Below are 20,895 nucleotides of genomic sequence, written 5' to 3'. Positions count from 1 at the left end.
CGGAATTGGTAGACGCGCTAGCTTCAGGTGTTAGTGTCTTAACGGACGTGAGGGTTCAAGTCCCTCTCTTCGCACCATGTTGAATACCCTGCAGTACCTCAGCTTCCCCTCTTTCTGACCCTCAGTACTTTCTCAGCACGGCCTCTGTTAAGTAAAACACTTCCCTCTAATGCCTTTTTACCGTCTGATCTTACCGGACTACAGCCCGGAAAAATTTACCGACAGTGCAGCCAGTCCGCCAGCCAGTGCGATGCAGGATGGCAGCAGCAGGTAATGGCGCAGACGCTTATGAAACAGCATTACTACGGTTGCCAGCAACGCTACCACCATCAGCACCCGCCACTCAGTGAATGACAGCTCCATCAGCGCCACCAGCGGCATCATCGCGCAGGGCAGCAGTACGCCCCAGCCGCTATCCAGTCTTTTGCCCATCACCCAGCTTACCCCCCATAACCCGCACGCGGTCACTACTGCCGTCAGCATTGCGGTGTCCACACAGTTTCAAATGATAATGATTACCAATATCATATGATAGTTTTTATCACTTTGCAGCACATTGTTGTTGAAACTTTATCCCGCCAGATGACAGCTTCGCGTTTAAGTGGTAGATTGGCAGCGATCAACATTCAGAAAAATCTAATAATAACGGCTCTAAACTATTCCAATTATGAAATATCAGCCATTCACTATGATAGTGCTTTGATATTTCAGGGCAGTCACGAGTAATCATAATGAAATTACAAAGCTACGATGAATTGCTTCACAGCAAGCATCGGCTATCGCTGATGCTATTTCTTTTTTTAAACACAGCGACTGCCGTATTTTCCATGCTCAACGTTAATCGTCTTTCTGCCCCCATGGTGACTCCACCTACGGCGACTATTATAATATTGAGCATATTGTTACTTATCTGGATGATTTTAAAACCTCTGGGCAAATTTCCACTATTAAATAGTGCGGCCCTGATCACTGGCGTACTTTGGGCCTGGCAAATTGGGCTAAAGTACCAACAAAATTTTTATTTTGATAACAGCTTCCTGCTGGTCTCGCTGGTCAGCGTATTTTTTATCAGTGCCATCGCGCTGGGCGATCACCTGCTCGCTTTCTGCCTGCACACGGCGCCCGCCTCTGTGACGGTGCTGGTACTCGATCACGGCCAGAATACGTTCGTGCTGCTGTTTACCATTATCCTGCCGCTGTTTGGTTTCACCCTGCATCATCTGATGCTGCGGCGGCGTGATAACTTTACCCGGCGTCTGGTGAGCCAGCTGTACGAAGAGAAAGAGACTTACAGCGACCTGAGCATGCTGGACCCGTTAACCGGGCTGTATAACCGTCGCGGGCTGAAAAACCGGCTGGAGAATATTCTGGATAATCATGCGGGCAGCCATTTCGTCCTGCTGCTGGATATTGATAACTTCAAAGCCTATAACGACAACTATGGCCACGCGATGGGTGATCAGGCGCTGGCACGCGTGTCGGTCGCCATTCGCGATGCGGTAAGATCGCGCGATATCGTGACGCGCTACGGCGGTGAGGAATTCCTCGTCTTACTGACCAACGTGAATGAATCCATTGCCCTGAAGCTGGCCGAGCGTATCCGCCAATATGTACTGGACCTGGAAATCCCTCACCGCTTCAACGATCGGGTTGCCACCCATGTCACCATTAGTGCCGGCATTGCCCCACTGATGGAAGATGATTTTGACAATGCGCTGGCAAATGCCGATCGGGCGTTATACCTGGCTAAAAACCAGGGACGTAATACTATTCTCTCCCATCATGACCTGGTTAAAAAACACTTAAGCCAGGCTGCCGATGCGTTATAAAAAATGAAGACGGCCTTATTTAAGGCCCATTCATTTTAAAAGCTTAACCTTTTCTTTAATACAAATCCCCATCCAGCCCGCGAAAAATAAGATATTGCTGCGAATTAAGTTTTTAAATGATTAACGATGGTGTTTGTTTCTTACCGGGCAAAAGCCATTTTTTTGACGTTTACAGATTGTGGACAATATGGCAATTTTATCTCTTCATCACGCAGGAGATAAGCATGAGTCTGGAGTCAGTACGGCAGTTTTTTGCCGATCGCGCACCCGAAATTGACATCATTGAACTGTCAGAAAGCACCGCCACCGTCGCCCTTGCTGCTGCCGCTCATCAGGTTGAGCCGGGGCAGATTGCCAAGACCCTGTCGTTAAAAGTGAAAGATCGTGTGGTCCTGATTGTCACCCGGGGTGACGCGCGGCTGGATAACCGCAAGCTGAAAGAGACACTGGGGGCGAAAGCGAGAATGCTCAATACCGATGAGGTGGTGAGCTGGACCGGGCATCCGGTGGGCGGGGTCTGCCCCTTCGGCCTCGAGAACCCACTGACCGTTTACTGCGACGTGTCCCTCAGGGACTATCAGGAAGTGCTACCCGCCGCCGGAGCCATCCACAGCGCGGTACGCATCGCACCTGAGTATATGGCGCAGCTGACCGAGGCTCAGTGGGTTGATGTTTGCCAGCCCTTTCAGGAGGCCAGCTGACCCGCCCCGGACGGGTCTTATGACTGACCCGAAATAATCGCTCCCCGCGTTTCCCGGCCAAAGGCGACGATCGCGCAGATCAGTACCGCCACCGTTCCGGCGACGATCGCCATTGCCAGCGCATAATTGTTGCCGTTGGCAATGGCGATTTTTGACTGTAGCGTGGCGTTGACCGATGCCACCAGGTTCCCCAACTGATAGACAAACCCCGGCAGAACCGCACGCGCCCCGGCAGGCACCAGCTCCGTCAGCCAGCCCGGCACCACGCCCCATGCACCCTGCACCATGAACTGCATCAGAAACGCACCTGCACCTACCGCCCAGGAGCCGCTGGAAAAAGCCCACAGCGGCAGCACCGGCAGCGCCAGGAAGGCCGCGATGATAATCGCCTTCTTACGGCCTATTTTTTCCGACAGCGCGCCAAACAGAATGCCGCCGAGGATCGCGGCAATATTGTAGAAAATGGCAATGATGCTGATGACATGAGGTGCAAAACCCTGCTGCACTTTCAGATAGGTCGGGTAGAGGTCCTGCGTACCGTGGCTGAAGAAGTTAAAGCAGGCCATCAGCAGCACCAGATAGACACAGAGCTTCCAGTGGCTTTTCAGCACCGGCAGCAGGGCCACCGTCTCTTTGCGCTCGCGCGCTGCCAGCCACACCGGCGACTCGGGCACCTTAAAATAGATAAACGGCAGCAGTAACACCGGCAGCGCACCAATCAGGAACATCCCGCGCCAGCCCACCAGGCTGTAAAACAGGCCAAACACCACAGAGGCCAGCAGATAACCGAAGGGATACCCCGCCTGAAATACCCCGGACATGAGCCCTCGTGAACGGTCGGGAATGGTTTCCATTGCCAGGGAGGAGGCTACCCCCCAGACGCCCCCCATTGCCACCCCGTAAATCACGCGGAAGACCAGGAACCACAGCAGTGAGGGAGACCAGGCGGAGAGCAGCTCAAAAATGGTGAAGGCGATAATGTTGGCCATCAGCACAGGACGGCGACCCCATTTTTCTGCCAGCCGGCCAAACAGCAGCGCGCCCAGTGGCCGCACCGCCAGTGTCAGCATAATCGCCAGCGACACATCGGTGATGCTGACGTGGAAATTATCCGCAATATCACTGAGCACGAAGACCAGGATAAAGAAGTCAAACGCATCCAGCGTCCAGCTGCCAAAACAGGCGAAGGCGACGTTGCGCTGAGTAGAGGTCCAGTTAAACATAGGGAGGGTCCTGTCTTAGAGGCTCACAAGAATGTTAATAACTTGTTTATAGCATGTAAGACAGAAGTGGATTATGACGCGTTTGTCAGGCTTATCACCAGACTGTAAAAGGGCATGTCATTGTGTTACCAGGCTAATAATTAGCCTGGTAAGCAGCGCTTTCAGACGTTACAGGTCACGGGCAATCATCGCCTGCAACCCCACCTGCTGCCCGTAAGAGAGTTCCAGCGTGTTGCCATCCGGGTCGGCAAAGAAGGCCCAGTAGCCGACGGGCTCAGGGAACTGAACCGGCGCTTTGCGCAGCACCCCTTCTTTTTCTGCCAGCGCGACTTTACGGTCAATCTCTTCGCGGGAGGCGCAGGCAACGCCAAGGTGGCCGAACGGCCCGAGGGGGGTATCCCTTCTGACCGCAGTCTGCACCAGCACCAGCGCAAACGGTCGGGTCAGGTCAGAGAGCCAGGCCACTTTTTCGGCCTCCGGCACTCCCGGCTCGCGCTGGTGTACCACCTGCATCCCGGCATAACGCTGATAGAAATCGATACTTTTTTGTAAGTCCTGCACTTCAAAGGCTACGTGGGTGAACCCCACATCCACTGCACTACTCATCGCCCACTCCTTGATTGATCGTCAGAGCCGTTATCATGGCGCGTTTGCGGCAAGGCAGGTGATCGTCAGTGCGGGCGGCGGGTATCAGGGCACAGATTGTGCTATTCGTGTTCAGTTAATGACCCGCGGCACCATCGCCTGCCAGCCGCCATCCTGCGGCAGATATTTATTGCCGTAAGTGGCGTTGGCAATGGGTTTCAACACCCATTGTCCGCCCGCGTCTTTGACCAGCTCATTCGGCCAGGCACGGCAGCGATACATTTTCAGGTCGACCGCCTGACTCAGCTGATAATAATGTCCTTTCTCAGGGACAAAGCTAACGATATTCATGCAGCGGTTCTTACCGCGATGATAACTGTGATATACCGTGGTTTTTCGGCCCGCATAAACCGGCGTTTCAAAATAATCACTGGTGTAGGTCGCTTCCTTACCGCTCACCCTGGGCATGCCCTGATCCTGCGTATTACGCAAGACCAGACGGCTTTCACGGATGAGCCCCCCGCGCAGTTTACCGTTGTCCATTTGATACAGCGCGTTACTCTCCGTGCTGCCCATAATACGCAGCATGGCGACGTCCGCACCCGCAGGAGGCGGAGTAAAGAATTCCTGCTGTGGCAGCAGGCTACAGCCGCTGAGCCACAGTCCGGTCAGCGCGAAACTCCAGCGATAGTTCATCGGTCAGCCGTTATCACGTCCAGACTTCCTGCCCGTCCGGGGTTATCCATACCAGCCCGGCGGGCGCTTTCGCCAGAAACCAGAGGCCGGTGTCATCAACATCGTCTGACTCATCGTCTGAATCAGGCGAAGGCCAGGCGTCAGCCAGGCGCTGTAGCTGTTCCTCCACCGACCCGGCCAGAAAGTGGCCATCGCTAGCCAGGCAGATCTGCCCGCCCTTCAGCTCCTGGCGTAACAGCTCAAAGAAGATCGCTTTTCTCAGGCTGCTGTTATCCGGGATCGTGCGGCACTCGACCTCTATATGCTGCCAGAGCGCGCCGAGTGACAGGCCACGGGCACTTTGCAGCACCGATTGTTTGATGGTTTCCGGACTCATCGCAGGTCAACAGGAGGAGACGGGGGCACCAGCCTGTCCGGCATCTTTTTCCAGTTAGCATCTTCATGGCCATATTGCCCGCCCCAGGTGACATCACTGATGCGCTCCAGCTGCCACTGTCCCGCAGCATTCTGCTTCAGCTCGTATGGCAAACCGCGACACTGGCGCAGACGCACGTCAACCTGCAACCCGAACTGATAGTAGTGCCCCTTCTTCGGCACAAAGCTCATGGTACTGCTGCACCGGTTGTTGCCGCCGTCATAGGCCAGGCCGATGATGGTTTTCTGGCCTGCCACCACCGGGGTTTCGTAATAGTCGCTCCAGGACGATTTGTCCTGATCGCTGGCCACCGGCATCCCGCGATCCTGAGTATGGGTCAGAATAAACTCACTGCTGCGCACCAGCCCTCCCGTCGTCTGGCCGTTGACCTCCTGCTCAATGGAGGCCTGCTCGGTGCCGCCGACAATACGCACCGAGGCGGTATTTTCACCCGCGGCAGGCGGGGTGAAAAAGGAATTATGCGGAAACTGGCTACAGCCGCTAACGGAGGCCAGCAGCAGGAACAGTGTGGTTTTACGCAACATCGGTCGTTCTCCTCATCGGGGATCAGGCGGTCAGTGCCAGGAGTTCCGCAGCCAGTTCGCGGGCATCCTGCTGATAGTTTTCACGCCAGCTTGCCGACCAGTCGGCGGGACGTCCCTGCTCTTCCCACTCCGCCAGCGCCAGACCATTGACGATCTCCAGTTCAAACCACAGGCTTTGCCAGGCGTCCGCGTCCGTGACCAGCGCACTGTCCTGCCACAAAAATTCGGTGTGTGCGACAAAGCTGGCCCAGGCAAACAGATCCTCTGAAGCCCGCTCTGCCAGTTCGATCAACTGCGCCTTATTTACCATATTTCACCGTCACCACTTTTCCAGAACTGTTCGTTACGACCGAAACATTGTTAGTGGCATCATAGTACGACGTTGTATTTCCCCGGCTTGGGGTCGCAACGCCCGTCTTGATGGTGTTTTCCACCACCGACGGCATGATGCCGCGATCCTGCATTCTATCTAAAGAGTGACCTGAATACTCGCGGTTGCTGATGGTGCCAGCCTCGTTTCTTACCGGTTGATAAGACGGGTTTTTAGGCTGATTCATCTGATTTTGTTTACTGCCCAGCGGCAGGGCCGGGTCGCGTACGCTGCCGGTGGCGGGTGGCGTCGCCGTACTGCTGCTACCTTTGCCGCTGCTCACCGGGCTACGCGTGCCTTTGATACCGCCACTCAGCGCGCCCAGCGCTGCACCCGCCAGAAGCTGCGCGCGATCGGCATCCATACCGTAGCGGCTTTGCAGCTGCTGTGCGAACTGCGTACTGGACACCACGCCTTCGGCCTCCATCTGCTGGGCAAAGAGCGCAGACATGTCGTTCTTCATCTTCCACGGCACATCATCCGACCCCAGCACCCGATCGATCGCCTCACGTACCAGCATACCGTTAGCGGTCACATCACCAAAGTTGGCCTTACAGGCTGCCGCATCGGTCGCACAGACGGCAATCAGCTCGTCCTGCTGTTTCAGGCTGAGTTGCTGCATCTCTTTTCTGACCGTCGCGCAGTCACCGCGCGCTTCACACCCCTGCGCCTTCGCGGCAAACTTGTCGATCTGCTCAGGCTTGAGGTAGTTATTGGTCATGGCATTATCGCCAGCTTTATAGGCATCCACCGCACCCGCGGTATCGCCGGACACCAGTGCACCGGTCAGGCTGGTGGCAATCAGCGCCAGGTTCTTAATGGTATTTTTCTGCTGATTATCCAGCTGGTCCGTTGCAACGTCCGGGTACAGTGCGTTATGAATGGCACGGATAGCCAGCTCGCCGCCCGCGCCCCCTGCGGCACCTGCCAGCGCATTCTGCCCGCTCATTTCCGCCACAACCCCGCCGAGGATGGCGTGGGCAAAGGCATTGGTGGCAATCTCCTGCGCAGTCGGATTTTTCGGATCGTTATAGGTGACATCTTTAATCACCCCGGCCAGATAAGGCGTCGAGGCCTGCGCCAGCGCTTTCGCCGGGTCACCTCCCGCCAGCGCACCGATCGCCGTCACAGCCGCATTCCCCGCTTTCACCCAGGTATCATCCGGGCCGTAGCCTTCCATTGCTTTCTTGTAGGCGCTGCTGCCTGTTACCGCATCCCAGTATTGTTTGCGCAGCTCTGGCGACGCATTGGCCCCCGGCTTTTCACCCACCTCCTCGATGCCCTGCTGGTTGGCATACAGCTGGCGCTCGGTAAGGATAGTGTTCATGGTGGAAGACGCAATCGAGCCGATCAGCTGTGCTTTCTGCAGGCGCTTCTGTTCCGCCGCCTTATCAAAGATTGGGCTGAGCGTCTGATTAGCGTGTTCCACATCACGGCTCAGGGTGCTGACATCCTGCTGCTGGTCAGCATTGCGGACAATCAGCGTACCGTCAGATACGGCCGAACGGGTGGTGCTGGAACCGTCGCCGGAGGTCTGTACCGCCGACATCGAGGTTGGCGCAATATTCTGCCCCAGCTGAGTCAGTTTCGGCGTGTAGGGGGTCTTCTCTTTACTCTGATCTCCGTTCGATGCTCCAGCGCTTTTTTCCAGTTTGAACTCACTGGTCAGCCCGACGCTCACGCCAGAGGTCGCATAGTCGGCACGGTTCTCAATATCGCTGAAGCCCAGGGTGCCGGTGTCGAGACGATTGTTCGCCGCCTCAGAGGTGCTGCCAATCACCGCCCCGTTAAGCTGGGTGTGATTGCCAACCGTGACATCATAGCCGCCGTCTCCGGCGAAAATGCCGCTCTGTTCCTGCACGCTGTCATAGTTGCTCTTCAGCTTGTCGTTGCTGACCGACAGGCTGCCGCTGGCGGTCATCGACCCAAAGGTGAAGCTCAGCCCGCCGCTGACGTTCTGATTTTTTGACTTGAAGTTATTGCTGTCCTGCTCGCTGGTGATGGTCAGGTCGCGCCCGACATCCGCCACGATGCGATCGGCGCTGACCTGCGCCCCGGTCAGGGTGGTATCGCGGCCGCTGAGCAGCGTCACCTTGTTACCCGCGTCCAGCGTGGTTTCGCTGTGGGTCAGACCGTCGCCGTCTTCACTGCCTTTACCTTTGTTGGCTTTGGCAAAGATGCTGAGACCGACACCGCCGGAACCCGCGCCAATGCTGGCACCCACAGAACCCCCTCCGCTGCTCTTATCGCTGCTGGAGACCTGGCTGTTTTCTGCCGATAGCAGGTTGATATCGCGCGCAGCGGATAACAGCATCTCATTCCCCGCCTGCAGCTGGCTGCCCTGTACCAGGATGTCGCCATTCTGCGTCGCGCCGTCGCTGCCGTTCGCGAAGATATTCAGATTGTGGGCGGCCTGAATAGCGCTGCCCGCCGACGTCATCTGCTCGCTCTGGCTCTCACTGTGTTCTTTCTGCATGCCCAGCGACAGGCTGATGCCGACAAAACTGTCATTTCTCGGATCCTGCAGTGCCCCGCGGATGGCCTGCGTAGCCTGATAGCCATCCAGGCCCGCTTTCACCAGCTGCAGACGCGCCATGCGGTCGTCCTGCTTATCGGTTTCCATCTCAGAAATGGTGTTGGCCGTATTCAGGGCGTCACCGACCGCGCCGGAAAGAGCCAGCGTCAGGCCGCTGGAGCGCGTTTCTGACGTGCTGTGCGTACTGGCGCTGTTTTCCACCGAGCCAATTTCCACGTTTTTGCCGATCAGATTGATATCGTTACCGGCGATCACTTCTGAACCCTTAACCTTCAGATCGTTACCGGCAATCAGCGTGGTATCGCCGCTGACCGAACCGATCTGGCTGCCCTGCGCCGTTGCACTGACCGTTTCATTGGTGGATTTGGTGAAGTTAGTCCCGATGTTGACACCCAGCCCGCCGTTGCTCATCAGGCCGGACTTGGTTTTCTGCTTCATCGCCCAGGCGTCGCGGCTCTCCTGAGCCGTGTCCACCGTCAGATTGTTACCTGCTTTCATCGTCAGTGAATCATCTGCGGCAACATTACTGCCGCTGACACCGAGATCGTGCCCGGCCATCAGGGTGATATTTTTTCCACCCAGGCTGCTGGCGACCGCGTTCTCTTCGGTAAACCCGGCGCGGGTTTTGGTGGTATTGCTGGACAGGAAGCCTGACCCCTTAACCTTCGACGCCATATCCAGGGAGGCATCCTCACCGGCGGTACCGATGCTGATGTCGTTACCGGCGCTCAGGTTAAGCGCGTTGCCCGCATTCAGCTTAGCCGCTGCCGTGGTGATATTATTTGCCGCCTGCATCAGCACATTGCCTGCGCCGGTGATCTCACTACCCTGTGCGGTGGTGGTACTCTGGCTCAGGTGATTGTCTTTATTCCAGACGATGTTGTCACTGCTGCCAGAATTGACCGCCGTCAGGTTAATATCGCGCCCGGCGACCACGGTGGTCTGGCCGTTTTCCCCGGCGTTGACCACTTTTGCCCCCTGCAGATTGACGTCGCGTACCGCCTGCAGCGCCAGTTTGCCATCATCCTGCTGCACATACATGCCAGCCACGCGGGACACCGTGTCGCGGCTAAAGCGGTTGCTGCCGTTGGTACTTTCCGTGTGGGTGGTTTGCGACACGAGGTTCAGATCGCGTCCCGCGCTGGCTACCAGCGAATTCTGCGCCTGGATCAGCCCGCCGTTATTGGTCAGATCCGTATTGGCCAGCAGCTGCACGCTGCCGCCGCTGATAATACCGCCGACGTTGGTGATCGTATCGCCGCTAATGCTCACCAGCTGGCTGGCATTGACCCGCCCCGTATTGAGCATGTTACCGCTGACGCCGATGGCAATGTTGCGTCCGGCAAGCAGTGCGCCGCTGCCGTCCATATCGCCCTGTTTAACCTGGGCATAGACCTGCGGAACCAGCACGCTCTGACGGCTGCCATCGGCCAGCGTGACGTCACGCGCCACCAGCCAGACCATATCGCTGGTCACGTTGGCCATCTGGCTGGCGGTCAGCGCCACGCCCGGTACCAGTCCAAAGGCTTTACCGAAGGCCACGCCTGACTCCATCAGCGCCTTGTACTGCTCTTCATCACTCTGATACCCGGCGAGGTAGCGATCGCCGGTCAGCTCCACCAGCTGCTCGCGCACCAGCCGCTGCTCATAGAAGCCGTCACCCAGGCGTTTCTGGGTGATATCCGGATCGGACTGTAACTGCGACAGCATGAAGTCGGAACTGAGCCAGGTTTTCTGGTTGGTATAGCGCGGATCGGTCTCGATCAGGTAGCTGCTGGAGGCGGAGGGCAGCTGACTGAACAGGCTGTTTTCCGGCAGCGTAGTGTCCGGCACCTGCGAGCGGATGACCGTCGCATCCGTTTGGCCCGCAATTTCAATACGCTGGCCGCCCGGCAGGGATGCCAGATCGCCACCGTTCAGCAGGCCCAGGCTGTAGCCATCTAACGTTGGGGCACTGCTCTGTACCTGAGTATTGCCTTTGACAACACCCGGTGACAGAGAAATCGACTGGATTTCATCCGGCGGCGTATAAGGTGAGGCATCGTGTTTCTGTTTATCATGCCCTTTCTTGTGGATGCGGTCCCATTCGATCACCTGCCCCACTTTCTGCACCAGCAGCGTGCCGGCCACTTCCACGTTTTTCAGGTTGGCGTTGCTGATCAACAGATCGCCACCGGCGATAATACGGCTCTTATCGTTCAGGGTACTGTCGGCGTTAATGCCCAGGCTGCCGCCGGCAATGATCTGGGCAGGATCGGATTCGGTGACCTGTTCCTGCCAGGTGTTCTGCGTATAGGCATACTGATAGTAGTGATCCTGATTACACACCACGCCGTTAATGCAGATGTGCTGCACCTCATTATGCGAGAAGGTAATGTCGTAGTCGCTGGTGCCGTAATGGACGCCGTTGTTCAGCGACGGCACCATATATTCTTCTTTCTGCTCCTCCGAGATATGTACCATCTGGGTAGCAAAATGGTCATTGATGTTGTTCAGCGTGCCGGTATTGATCAGCATATTACCGGCGGATTCAATGGTGGCGCTGTGGTTGTTGAGGGTGGTGGCACGCCCGGTGGCGGCATTATTTTCATCCAGCTGACCGCCAATCGACATATCGCCGCCGCTGTAAATCAGGCTGTGAGCGTTGTTGTTCAGCGTGCCGACGCCGAGGTCCAGGCGCTGGCGGGCGGCGATCGTCGCCGCACTCTCGCCTTCGGTCAGGTTATTCAGTTCCCCGGCCTGGATCGCCAGGTGATCGCCGTAAATGCGTCCGGTGCCGATATTATTCACCGTCCCCGCCTTCAGCACGGTTTCGACACCATCGATAATGCCCCGGTTAGTCAGGCTACCGGCCATATTCAGATGTGTACGCTGCCCGCTGATATCACCGCTCTGCTGATTATTCAGGCTGGCCGCCGTCACCGCTAACTGCTGGCCCGCGCCCAGCTGACCGGCATTATCCAGGGTGCCCTGAACGCCGAGGTCGAGGTTGCCGTTGGCCAGCGCACTGCCGGTATTGTTGAAGTCGCCGTTAACCCCCAGCTGCATATCGCCCAGGGACAGCAGTTGTCCGCTGCCGTTGAGCGACTGGAGGCTGGCGTTGAGATTTTTTCCGGCAATGATTTTGCCGCCCTCGTTATTCAGCGCGCCTGCCGTCAGCGTTGCGTTCTCTACGGCGGCAATACCGCCGTTCTGGTTGTTCAGTGCCAGACCGCCCGTTTCCAGCGTCAACTGCTGGCCAACCACCGTCCCGCCGACGTTATTGAGGCCGGTGCTGCGCACCTGCACGTTACCCGCAGATTCCAGCCGTCCGCCGTTATTGTCGACCTGCGCGCCATTCAGCGTGAGATCGCCCCCCAGCGCGGAGATCATGCCGCGATCGTTACCGATCGCCCCCGGAGACGTAACCGTCACCGCCGAGCCCGCACTGCGGCTGTCGCTCAGGTCAATGTCTGCGGCCTGCACGTCGAGCTTACCCGCCGCCAGGTTCTGCCCGTGGCTGGCCAGTTTACCGCTGCTGGTCAGCGTCAGATCGCCGCTTTTTCTTACGCTGCCGTCAGCGTTAATACCGCCGCCAAAGACCGAATTTTTCCCGCTGTTCAACTCTCCGGCGCGGGCGTGCGTATCGCGACCGGCAGCAATCAGCCCGTCATTACTCAGCTGCCCGCTGACGCTGGCGTTAACATCCCGTCCGGCATAGACCGATCCCCCGCTGTTAGTCAGCTGGCCGCTGGTCAGCGTCAGATCGCCCCGGGTGGCAGAGATCGCGCCGCGATCGTTGTTCAGCATCCCGCCGGTTGTCACTGCCACTTCCGCCCCGCTGCTCTGGCTGTCGCTGAGGTCAATATCTGTCCCCGTCACCGCCAGTTTCCCTGCCGCCAGGTTCTGTCCGTGGCTGGCCAGTTTTCCACTGCTGGTGAGGGTCAGATCGCCGCTTTCCCCCAGGCTGCCCGCGTTCTTCACCCCGGCACCAAAGACGCCCTCTTTGCTACTGTCAATCTGGCCTGCCCCGACGCGGGTGTGCCGCGCCGCAACAATCATACCCGCATTGTTCAGCTGGCCACTGACGGTGGCCTTCATGTCGCGCTGGGCATACAGCGTACCGCTGTTACTCAACCCGCTGCCGCTAACCTGAATATCATCGCTGGCATTCACGGTGCCGCTGTTTTCAATATGGCCGTCAGCGCTGATAGTGACGCTGCCGGCCTGAGCACCGAGGGTCCCGGCGTTACGCACGCCGACACCGCGCTCCGTACCGATCAGCCGGATCTTTCCAGCGTACATGCCGCCCAGCCCGGAAACATCCAGCGCCACCACCGGCTTCACCGCGTTATCATCGGTTGTTCCGGCATTTTTGCTGACGCTCTCCCCGTCGGCGCTGACGCGGTTTTTGCCGGTCGTCACCTTCAGGTCTTTCGCCCAGATGCCGCTGTTCACTTTTACCGTGTGCGCAATCAGGTCGGTGTAATCCTGACGACTGCTGTCCATCCCGGCACCCTGTACCACAATCTCCCCGCCATTCACCTGATAACCGGCGATCTGGCCGTTCTGCATAATCGCTTTACCGGTGGTCAGCGTTGAACGGTTGGCATTGATAAAACCGCAGCCTTCACAGGTGATCCCGGCAGGGTTAGCAATCACCACCTGGGCTTTTTTACCCGCCACTTCGATATAGCCATTCAGCTTACTGGGATCGCGCGAGTTCACCTCATTCAGAATGACTTTTGCCTCGCCGCGCGCCAGGTAAGGGTTACCCGATACCCAGCCCCCCTGCTGCGTCTGCACGTTTCGATGGGAGTTGTTCAGCACCACGCCTTTTTTATCCACATCGAACTGGCTGTAGGTATTACGCGACACACCGCCCGCACTCGGGGCCTGAATATTCACCTGCGGCGTCCCGTTGGCCGTCTTGCCGACCATCGGCTGCTGGCCGGCAGGCGCTTTACCGTCTGCGGCAATCCCTGCCGCCTGCGCCTGGGGCACCAGCGCTACCATGCCCAGCACGCCCAGAGTGAAGAACGCCAGCGGTGACAGCTGCCCAATCAGCTGACTGAGCGTATGCCCTTCGCCGCTGACCGCCGGGCCTTTGCCATGACCACGGCCATTTTCAGCCACCACCATCAACAGGCCGCGCGCCTTGTTGAAAATTACGCGATAAAGATTCTTATTCACCGGGGTTCATCCCTTCCAGTTAACGGCTTGCCAGCGGCGTTTCGCGCTGCCAGCGTGCAAAATCCTGATGCGTGACCGCATCGCCACGGAAATTCATAACGCGCAGACCGCGCTGTTCGCCCTTGTGATACAGCGAACGTACGCAGTGGTGCGGGAACAGCGTGCCACCGACCAGCCGGCGCAGCGCCTGCTGCTCTCCGAACGGCGCAATCCAGTCGCGGATCCACAGGCGGTTGCCGCTGTTCCAGTCCCGTTCCTGTACGTGGATGCCGGACTGCGTGAGATAACGCTGTTCCGCCTCTTCATCCATCCACGCCCAGCTCAGGAAAAACACCGGTTTGCCGTCACGCATCGCCAGCGCAAACTGCTGGTGCTTGATGGCGGGCAGCAGCAGCGTCGGCAGCGCGCTGAGGGGAATGTCGCGATGCTGCGCCGAGTGCATCCACAGCCAGACGCTGGCCCCCAGCACTTCGGACTCGCTGAAGGTGTCACTCAGCAGCGGGGAAATAACCTGAAAACCCTTCACCGGGATCGCCATATCAGTATTGCCAGCTCAGATTGAAACCGAGGGTGACCGGGCTGGTGCTGAAACCGTCCGGTTTAGAGAACGGCACCCCGGCGAACAGGTCATAGCCGGTATTAAAAGCATTACCGCGCAGGCCAATCACGCCGCCCGCCAAGTGACGCCCGACCTGATAATCAATACCGCCCTTCACTTCGCCATAGTCCGCACCCAGGTAAATTTCCTGATTCGGTAACGGGGTTCGCCACGCGATGTCATTACGCACGTACCAGCCTTCGTCGCCGTTCAGGGTAAATTCCCCGTCAAAACCGCGCACCGTCCAGCGGTTACCAATGGACATCTGATCCTGCGGCGTCAGCCGGGAGTGGGTCATCTGACGCTGGAACTGGCCGTTATAGCGGAAGGACTGGCCCCACAGCTCGAACGGTGCATCCAGCTGCAGGGAGAGCTGAATAATCTTCGCCAGCCCGGTGCCTTCATCAAAATTCTCTTCCGGTGCAGGCTGGGCTCCAAACCAGCGGGTACCGCGCTGATAGCTGACGCCGGCATCCAGCGTGGCCTGACCGATATAGTGGCGATGCTGTAAGCCCAGACGCCAGGCAGAGGTCTGACGGCGCTGCTGCTCAATCTCTGTGTCGTTAATGTAGTTACTGGATTCGCGCGTCATCACCTCATAAGTAAACGAGGTTTTCTGGCTGCCGCTGCGGTGCAGCACGCGTCCGAGCTGGAAATTAAGGTTCTTGCTTTTGCCGCTGTAGCGGTAGTCGAAGCCGGTTCCCAACCCCGACTGACGATAATCGTAGTCGCTGAAGGTGACACCGGTCGTCCAGTAACCGAAGGGGACAGAGTAGTGGATCAGGGTATTTTTGCTGTCGCGATCGGTTTTGGGCTGCAAAGCCTGACTGGCTGAAACGTAAAACAGGTCGCTGAGTGACAGCGGGTTATCCAGGGAAAGCGTCAGGCCACCCTGATAGCGTCCGGTGCTTCTGCTGCCGGAGTCATCCAGCGACGCGCCGAGCCGCCAGTGGCGAGTCTGTTTCCAGCTGACGTTGATATCGCTTTCTCCCGGTTGCTCGCCGGGAACAATCTGCATATCCGCCTGCACGGTTGGCAGCCGCTGCAGATTTTCCAGCCCCTGTTCAATATCGCGCAGATCCAGCAACTCCCCGGAACGGGAAGGCAGAGCGGTATAGAGCTGGACGTAGCGATCGCTGTCCGGCGTCAGGCGGATGTTGCGCACCTTTCCGGGGACCAGCATCAGCTTCAGGGTGCCGCTATTAATATCCTGCGGCGGTGCCAGCACGCGGGCGGTGACATAACCGTGATCCACCAGCCGATTCTGCACGGCGCTCATCAGCAGGTTGATCCCCTTCCCACCCAGGCACTGCCCCTGCGCCTGATCGGCCAGCTTTTGCAGTGGCATCCAGTGCGGGAAGGCATCCCGCCCCTGCAACTCGATGTGTTGCAGCGGGAAACAGGGCTGTTCGCTGGGGAACTGAAGGTGACTGAAGAAGCTGCCCGGTGCCTGTAAACGCACGTCCGGGGTGGGCGGCGTCAGCTGACGTTCCGCGGCGCGCTGACGTTCCTGCTGATTAATCAGCTGCTGATCGCCAGCCGTGGCAGCGACCACGCTTCCTGCGTGAAATAAACTAATAATAACGGCCAGACTACTGAGACGTGCAGGGGTTACCCCGTCTTTTCCAGACGCAATCCGTAGCATAGTGTTGCCCTGAGCAAGGTTTATTATTTATACGATGTTGATGCCAGGTACTTTAACGATTTCTCTTCCAGGATTGTTCCTAAACTTACATTATACTTACATTTGACTCACATTTTCGAACACAAAAACACCCGCTAAAAGGCTATCCACACGAAAGATAATGAAAATTAAAATCTTATTAATCAATAAATTATACAATATTTAAGAAAAAATACATAAATCACCATAAGTCAAATTCACCATCTGGAATTAACCGGAAACAAGTAGAAATAGTGAAGATAATACCCCATGTATACAGTCGCCACTGGTACGGAAAAAACCCCCGCCTTATTACGCCAGGCCGCCTGAAAAAGAGATTACTTTTCACCTCACATGGCAAATTCAAGTACACTCCCGCCGGGTATTCCTGCTTGAAGAAAAGGCGTGTCACTGATCTCATTTTCTACCGTCCGCAGCCGTCCTGCCGCCTGGCTGGCCCTGCTGGCTATTTTGCTGCTGTTCGTTGCACCGGTGATCTCTAAATCACTGGCGCAGGCGCGCGGCGGTGAAAGCACGATGATGATGCATCACGGAATGATGATGGACATGTCTGAGATGCCCGCTGTCCATCATGAAATGGCAGACAGCGGTGATGCGAATACCCTGCCCCGACACCATCCGATGTCCATGATGGATGACAATGCCTGCGGCTACTGCGTGCTGCTGGTTCATCTGCCCCTCGACCTGATGACGCTGCCACTGCTGTGGTCGTCATTACAGGCCGCCACGCTGCCGGACGTGCCGCTGTTCCAGCCGGTCGTCGCCCGCGTTGTTCCTCACTGCTTCCATCCCCGCGCCCCACCGCTGACGCTCGCTTCACGTTAATTTGACCTGCGGGCCCGCCGCAGACCCCGTGAATACCTGCAAAACAGGTGGATGGAAGAGACTATGTCAGAGAATATCCGACGTGCGGCTGCGCACGTCACCCACACCCGCAGCGCACTGATGGCGCTGCTGCGTCGACTGCATTTCTATATTGGCCTGTTTATCGCGCCGTTTATTTTTGTCGCGGCCCTGACCGGCACGCTGTATGTGATGACGCCGCAGCTGGAAAACCGGCTGTATCATTCGCAGCTGTTTACCACGGCAACCGGGCCGGACCAGCCGCTGTCTGCACAGGTGGCCAAAGCCGTTAGCGTGATGGAGCCGGCAGCCAGAATCGCTGCCGTACGTCCGGCACCGAATGAGGGAGAGACGACCCGCGTGATGTTTGCCAGCGCCGATCTCGGGCCGTCGGAAACCCGGGCGGTGTTTATTGACCCGAAAACGCTGGACGTCGCGGGGATAATGACGGTGTACGGTACCAGCGGCGTACTGCCGTTGCGCACCTGGCTGGACTATCTGCACCGCAACCTGCTGCTGGGGGATATTGGCCGCAACTACAGTGAGCTGGCGGCCAGCTGGCTGTGGATTGCCGCGCTTGGCGGCGCGCTGCTGTGGGCCACTCAGCGCACACCGCCCCGTAAACCTGTGCGGGCAGCGCCGACGCGGGCACAGCGTCTGGCCGGTCATCGCCACTGGCACACCACGCTGGGTATTACCCTGCTGCTGGGACTGGTGTTCTTCTCCGCGACGGGGCTGACCTGGTCACGCTGGGCCGGGGACAATATCGCCCTGATGCGCAGCCACTTTGGCTGGATGACGCCCGCGGTGAACACCGCTCTGCAACCTGAACCCGCCCTGAAAATGGCAATGCCAGCGGATGAACATGCGGAGCATTACGGCCATATGAACGTTGCCCCTCATGCTGCACCGCCAGCCCACCCGGCCGCCGTCAGTCCGGCACAGTTTGATGGCGTGCTCAACGCGGCGCGTGCCGCAGGGATCGACGCGGCCAAACTGGAGATCCGCCCCTCCTACCTGGCGGATAAAGCCTGGACCGTGAATGAGATTGACCGCCGCTGGCCGACGCAGGTTGACAGCGTGGCGGTGGACCCGCAGAACAACAGCGTGACCGATAAAGTGGCGTTCGCCGACTTTGGTCTGCTGGCCAAACTGACGCGCTGGGGGGTGGATGCACATATGGGCGTGCTGTTCGGCGTAGCAAACCAGCTGGTGCTGGTGCTGTCTGGCGGCGGGCTGTGCGTGATGATTGTGATGGGCTATCGCATGTGGTGGCTGCGCCGGCCGCAGAGCGGGCAGATTTCCCCGCTGGATACCCTGCTGGGCTGCTGGCAGCCGTTGTCGATCAGCGCACGCTTTCTGCTGCTGGTGGTGACGGCGGTGGTGGCGGTCTGTTTGCCAGTGATGGGCGTGAGTTTGCTGGTGTTACTGGGCGTGGATGTGTGGCGCTGGCGGCGCGCCGTGCGCGCCTGACCATCAATACAGCACCGGGATATCTGTAGGGGCTGAACGTTTGTTCCGGTCAGCCCCTCCGGATCGCGGAACAGGCCAAACGGACGTTACGCTAATGGCTTCGCCAGATAATGCTCCAGCATCGCCAGCAGCAGCTGATTATCCACCGACTGCAGGACATGCACCAGCCCGCCTGTCGGCTCACCAATAGCCACATCCACCCGCAGCGGCTGGCGAAAGCGCCATGACTTGCCACGCGTCATTCCCGGGCGCAGCTCCACATCAACAAAATAGTCTGCCGCCGTTGCCACCCGCTGATTAAGCAGCCAGGCCACCACCAGCGCGTCGTGGATCCAGCAGCCCGGCAGATGACGGGTCTGAATGGAATAATCAATCCACGGACGCAGCGTCTCGGTAACGAAACGCGCCAGCGGCGTGTCGATCTGCGCGATCCGGTTCAGATCCTGATGCGTCATCAGCGTCTGGCTGGTGACATCCATCGGCACCAGAGTGATATTGGCCCCGCTGGTCAGCACCCGGTGCGCGGCCTCCGGGTCAATGCCGAAGTTGGTATCTTTAATAAAATCATCCAGCGCAAAGACACCGCCCATAATGGCGATTTCCTGAACCGCATCGGCCATCTCCGGGTAGCGCTCCAGCGCCAGTGCGACGTTAGTCAGCGGGCCGATCGCCACCAGGGTAATTTTTCCCGGATTAGCGCAAATCAGCTGCCCCATTGCGTCTGCCGCCTCGACCGCAGGCGCAGGAAATGACTGAGGCTGACGCACGCCGCGCCACAGGTGTGCCAGCTGGTTACTGTGAACACGCTGATCCAACGCGTCACGCCACGGGGCCGCTGGCTCAGACAACGCTGCCTCTGCGCCTTTCGCTACCGTTACCGGCAGTCCGAGGCGCGCCATCAGATCCTTCACCACGCTGTATCCTACCTGGCTGGGGGTGTTACCCGCCACGGTAGTGATCAGCTCCAGTGAAATTTCCGGCGCGGCCAGCGCCAGTGCAAGAGCCAGCCCGTCGTCAACGTTGGCTCCCGTAATACCGTTCCCCGGATCACAATCAATAATCAATCTTTTCATCGTTTTATCTTATTATTTTCCCGACTTACAGCCGCAGGACTCACCCAACTCAAGGTGATGAGAGAATTCACTTAACGTCTCCTCCCCTTTCCATGCCGCCAGCATTTTAATCGCCGTCTCTGCCATTTTGCGTACCGGCTGACGCACGGTGGTCAGCGAGGGCACGTGATAGGCCGACTGGTCAGTACCGTTAAAACAGACCAGCGCCAGCTGATCCGGCACGCGGAGACCGTGTTCCGACAGCGCCCGAATACAGCCGATCGCCTGGGCTTCGTTAGAGGTAAACAGCGCGCGCGGGCGCGTTGCATCCTGCATCATTTGCTGTGCCGCCTGGTAGCCGCCGTCGCGGGTATAAGGAGTATGGAATATCCACTCCGGGCGTTCTTCCACGCCGTACTCCGCCAGCGCATCACGCCAGCCGCGCAGGCGATCCTGCGTATTCAGCATCTCTGCCGGACCGCAGATGATCCCCACCTCCTGATAGCCGTGGCTCAACAGATGGGCGGTCACCTGGTGCGATGCCGCCCGCTCGTCAACGCGGATCACGCTTACTGGCAGCCCGGGGTCAACCCTGTCCAGCATGACAAACGGCGTACCGCTGGACTGCAGAACATCAATGTAGGGATGGCGATCGACGCTGATATAGAACAGGCCGTTCACCTGCTGACTTAACAGATTATTGATCAGCTGCAGTTCACGCTTGCGGCTGTCACCGGCATCGCCCAGCAGCATCACCATATCGTTGGCCAGCGCCTGCTGTTGCAGCTCATGGGCCAGTGAAGCAATAAAGGCATTGCCGATATTGGGTACCACCAGACCGTAGGTTTTGGTCGTCCCGGAAGCCAGCGCACGCGCCACGCTATTGGGGCGGTAGCCGGTGCGTTTGATCGCCGCCAGTACGCGTTCGCGCGTGGCGGGCGCAACCGGACGCGGACCGTTGTTGACCACGTAGCTCACCACGGCGACCGACGTTCCGGCTTCTTTCGCCACGTCGGCCCGCGTAGCCCGGTGATGAATGGTTTTTGCCACAGGCATTCTCCTCACCAATAAACAGTTCAGGCCGGAAAAATATCCGGCCCGCGAGTTCCTTAAGATTGCCCTGCACGAAAAATGCGCGGGCCGCAGCCCACGCTATTTAACGCTGTCTTCCGT

16 protein-coding genes are annotated in these 20,895 nt (G+C 58.1%); 4 read left to right on the top strand and 12 right to left on the bottom strand.

Annotation, left to right across the window (positions count from 1 at the left end; genetic code table 11):
• Positions 1–198: 198 nt before the first annotated feature.
• Entirely contained in the window at positions 199–483 is a 285-nt protein-coding gene (locus ACZ3HG_RS18490) for a DUF1435 domain-containing protein (RefSeq protein WP_191934235.1), read from the bottom strand.
• 248 nt (positions 484–731) lie between these two features.
• On the opposite strand from ACZ3HG_RS18490, the gene ACZ3HG_RS18485 reads away from it, so the two are divergent.
• Positions 732–1,829 carry a GGDEF domain-containing protein gene (locus tag ACZ3HG_RS18485; RefSeq protein WP_191934236.1) on the top strand — a complete coding sequence of 366 codons (1,098 nt, stop codon included), beginning with the start codon at positions 732–734 and terminating at the stop codon, positions 1,827–1,829.
• Positions 1,830–2,053: 224 nt separating this feature from the next.
• The gene (locus ACZ3HG_RS18480) at positions 2,054–2,530 is read left to right on the top strand and encodes a YbaK/EbsC family protein (protein WP_191934237.1); all 477 of its coding nucleotides are present in this window, start codon (positions 2,054–2,056) and stop codon (positions 2,528–2,530) included.
• Positions 2,531–2,547: 17 nt separating this feature from the next.
• Here the strand turns inward: ACZ3HG_RS18480 and ACZ3HG_RS18475 are convergent, their stop codons facing one another.
• The 9 genes from ACZ3HG_RS18475 to ACZ3HG_RS18435 all read right to left on the bottom strand — a co-directional run bounded on the left by ACZ3HG_RS18475 (position 2,548) and on the right by ACZ3HG_RS18435 (position 16,315).
• The gene (locus ACZ3HG_RS18475; RefSeq protein ID WP_191934238.1) at positions 2,548–3,753 is read right to left on the bottom strand and encodes an MFS transporter; all 1,206 of its coding nucleotides are present in this window, start codon (positions 3,751–3,753) and stop codon (positions 2,548–2,550) included.
• 168 nt (positions 3,754–3,921) lie between these two features.
• Positions 3,922–4,359, bottom strand: a complete 438-nt coding sequence (locus tag ACZ3HG_RS18470) for a VOC family protein (RefSeq protein WP_191934239.1) — start codon at positions 4,357–4,359, stop codon at positions 3,922–3,924.
• A 111-nt stretch (positions 4,360–4,470) separates the two neighbouring features.
• Entirely contained in the window at positions 4,471–5,034 is a 564-nt protein-coding gene (locus ACZ3HG_RS18465) for a hypothetical protein (protein WP_191934240.1), read from the bottom strand.
• 13 nt (positions 5,035–5,047) lie between these two features.
• The gene (locus ACZ3HG_RS18460; RefSeq protein WP_191936115.1) at positions 5,048–5,410 is read right to left on the bottom strand and encodes a DUF596 domain-containing protein; all 363 of its coding nucleotides are present in this window, start codon (positions 5,408–5,410) and stop codon (positions 5,048–5,050) included.
• A complete protein-coding gene (locus ACZ3HG_RS18455) occupies positions 5,407–5,994 on the bottom strand; it encodes a hypothetical protein (protein ID WP_191934242.1) in 588 nt (195 codons plus the stop codon). The genes ACZ3HG_RS18460 and ACZ3HG_RS18455 overlap by 4 nt, the downstream gene beginning before the upstream one ends.
• Positions 5,995–6,016: 22 nt before the next feature.
• Positions 6,017–6,304: a hypothetical protein gene (locus ACZ3HG_RS18450; RefSeq protein WP_191934243.1), complete on the bottom strand. Its 288-nt coding sequence runs from the start codon at positions 6,302–6,304 to the stop codon at positions 6,017–6,019.
• A complete protein-coding gene (locus ACZ3HG_RS18445; protein ID WP_465333751.1) occupies positions 6,294–14,072 on the bottom strand; it encodes a hemagglutinin repeat-containing protein in 7,779 nt (2,592 codons plus the stop codon). The genes ACZ3HG_RS18450 and ACZ3HG_RS18445 overlap by 11 nt, the downstream gene beginning before the upstream one ends.
• Positions 14,073–14,091: 19 nt before the next feature.
• The gene (locus ACZ3HG_RS18440; RefSeq protein WP_191934245.1) at positions 14,092–14,610 is read right to left on the bottom strand and encodes a toxin-activating lysine-acyltransferase; all 519 of its coding nucleotides are present in this window, start codon (positions 14,608–14,610) and stop codon (positions 14,092–14,094) included.
• A 1-nt stretch (position 14,611) separates the two neighbouring features.
• A complete protein-coding gene (locus ACZ3HG_RS18435) occupies positions 14,612–16,315 on the bottom strand; it encodes a ShlB/FhaC/HecB family hemolysin secretion/activation protein (RefSeq protein ID WP_191934246.1) in 1,704 nt (567 codons plus the stop codon).
• Between the two features lie 423 nt (positions 16,316–16,738).
• On the opposite strand from ACZ3HG_RS18435, the gene ACZ3HG_RS18430 reads away from it, so the two are divergent.
• Both ACZ3HG_RS18430 and ACZ3HG_RS18425 read left to right on the top strand, forming a co-directional pair.
• Complete coding sequence (locus ACZ3HG_RS18430) at positions 16,739–17,179, top strand: DUF2946 family protein (protein ID WP_191934247.1); 441 nt, start codon at positions 16,739–16,741, stop codon at positions 17,177–17,179.
• Positions 17,180–17,230: 51 nt separating this feature from the next.
• Positions 17,231–18,670 (top strand): PepSY-associated TM helix domain-containing protein, encoded by a 1,440-nt coding sequence (locus ACZ3HG_RS18425; RefSeq protein WP_465333749.1) that lies wholly within the window; start codon positions 17,231–17,233, stop codon positions 18,668–18,670.
• A gap of 86 nt (positions 18,671–18,756) precedes the next feature.
• Here the strand turns inward: ACZ3HG_RS18425 and ACZ3HG_RS18420 are convergent, their stop codons facing one another.
• Both ACZ3HG_RS18420 and ACZ3HG_RS18415 read right to left on the bottom strand, forming a co-directional pair.
• Complete coding sequence (locus ACZ3HG_RS18420) at positions 18,757–19,743, bottom strand: nucleoside hydrolase (RefSeq protein ID WP_191934249.1); 987 nt, start codon at positions 19,741–19,743, stop codon at positions 18,757–18,759.
• A gap of 12 nt (positions 19,744–19,755) precedes the next feature.
• Positions 19,756–20,772, bottom strand: a complete 1,017-nt coding sequence (locus ACZ3HG_RS18415) for a LacI family DNA-binding transcriptional regulator (protein ID WP_465333747.1) — start codon at positions 20,770–20,772, stop codon at positions 19,756–19,758.
• Positions 20,773–20,895: the final 123 nt, after the last annotated feature.

This window comes from Erwinia sp. PME.40.26/001 (assembly GCF_055556675.1).
Note: the sequence above shows the minus strand (reverse complement) of the source record. Positions and strands in the feature narration are given on the sequence as shown.

Bases quoted from the DNA above. Each gene is read 5' to 3' on its own strand.
- ACZ3HG_RS18490 (WP_191934235.1), bottom strand. From the start codon at position 483: ATGCTGACGGCAGTAGTGACCGCGTGCGGGTTATGGGGGGTAAGCTGG.
- ACZ3HG_RS18485 (WP_191934236.1), top strand. From the start codon at position 732: ATGAAATTACAAAGCTACGATGAATTGCTTCACAGCAAGCATCGGCTA.
- ACZ3HG_RS18480 (WP_191934237.1), top strand. From the start codon at position 2,054: ATGAGTCTGGAGTCAGTACGGCAGTTTTTTGCCGATCGCGCACCCGAA.
- ACZ3HG_RS18475 (WP_191934238.1), bottom strand. From the start codon at position 3,753: ATGTTTAACTGGACCTCTACTCAGCGCAACGTCGCCTTCGCCTGTTTT.
- ACZ3HG_RS18470 (WP_191934239.1), bottom strand. From the start codon at position 4,359: ATGAGTAGTGCAGTGGATGTGGGGTTCACCCACGTAGCCTTTGAAGTG.
- ACZ3HG_RS18465 (WP_191934240.1), bottom strand. From the start codon at position 5,034: ATGAACTATCGCTGGAGTTTCGCGCTGACCGGACTGTGGCTCAGCGGC.
- ACZ3HG_RS18460 (WP_191936115.1), bottom strand. From the start codon at position 5,410: ATGAGTCCGGAAACCATCAAACAATCGGTGCTGCAAAGTGCCCGTGGC.
- ACZ3HG_RS18455 (WP_191934242.1), bottom strand. From the start codon at position 5,994: ATGTTGCGTAAAACCACACTGTTCCTGCTGCTGGCCTCCGTTAGCGGC.
- ACZ3HG_RS18450 (WP_191934243.1), bottom strand. From the start codon at position 6,304: ATGGTAAATAAGGCGCAGTTGATCGAACTGGCAGAGCGGGCTTCAGAG.
- ACZ3HG_RS18440 (WP_191934245.1), bottom strand. From the start codon at position 14,610: ATGGCGATCCCGGTGAAGGGTTTTCAGGTTATTTCCCCGCTGCTGAGT.
- ACZ3HG_RS18435 (WP_191934246.1), bottom strand. From the start codon at position 16,315: ATGCTACGGATTGCGTCTGGAAAAGACGGGGTAACCCCTGCACGTCTC.
- ACZ3HG_RS18425 (WP_465333749.1), top strand. From the start codon at position 17,231: ATGGAAGAGACTATGTCAGAGAATATCCGACGTGCGGCTGCGCACGTC.
- ACZ3HG_RS18420 (WP_191934249.1), bottom strand. From the start codon at position 19,743: ATGAAAAGATTGATTATTGATTGTGATCCGGGGAACGGTATTACGGGA.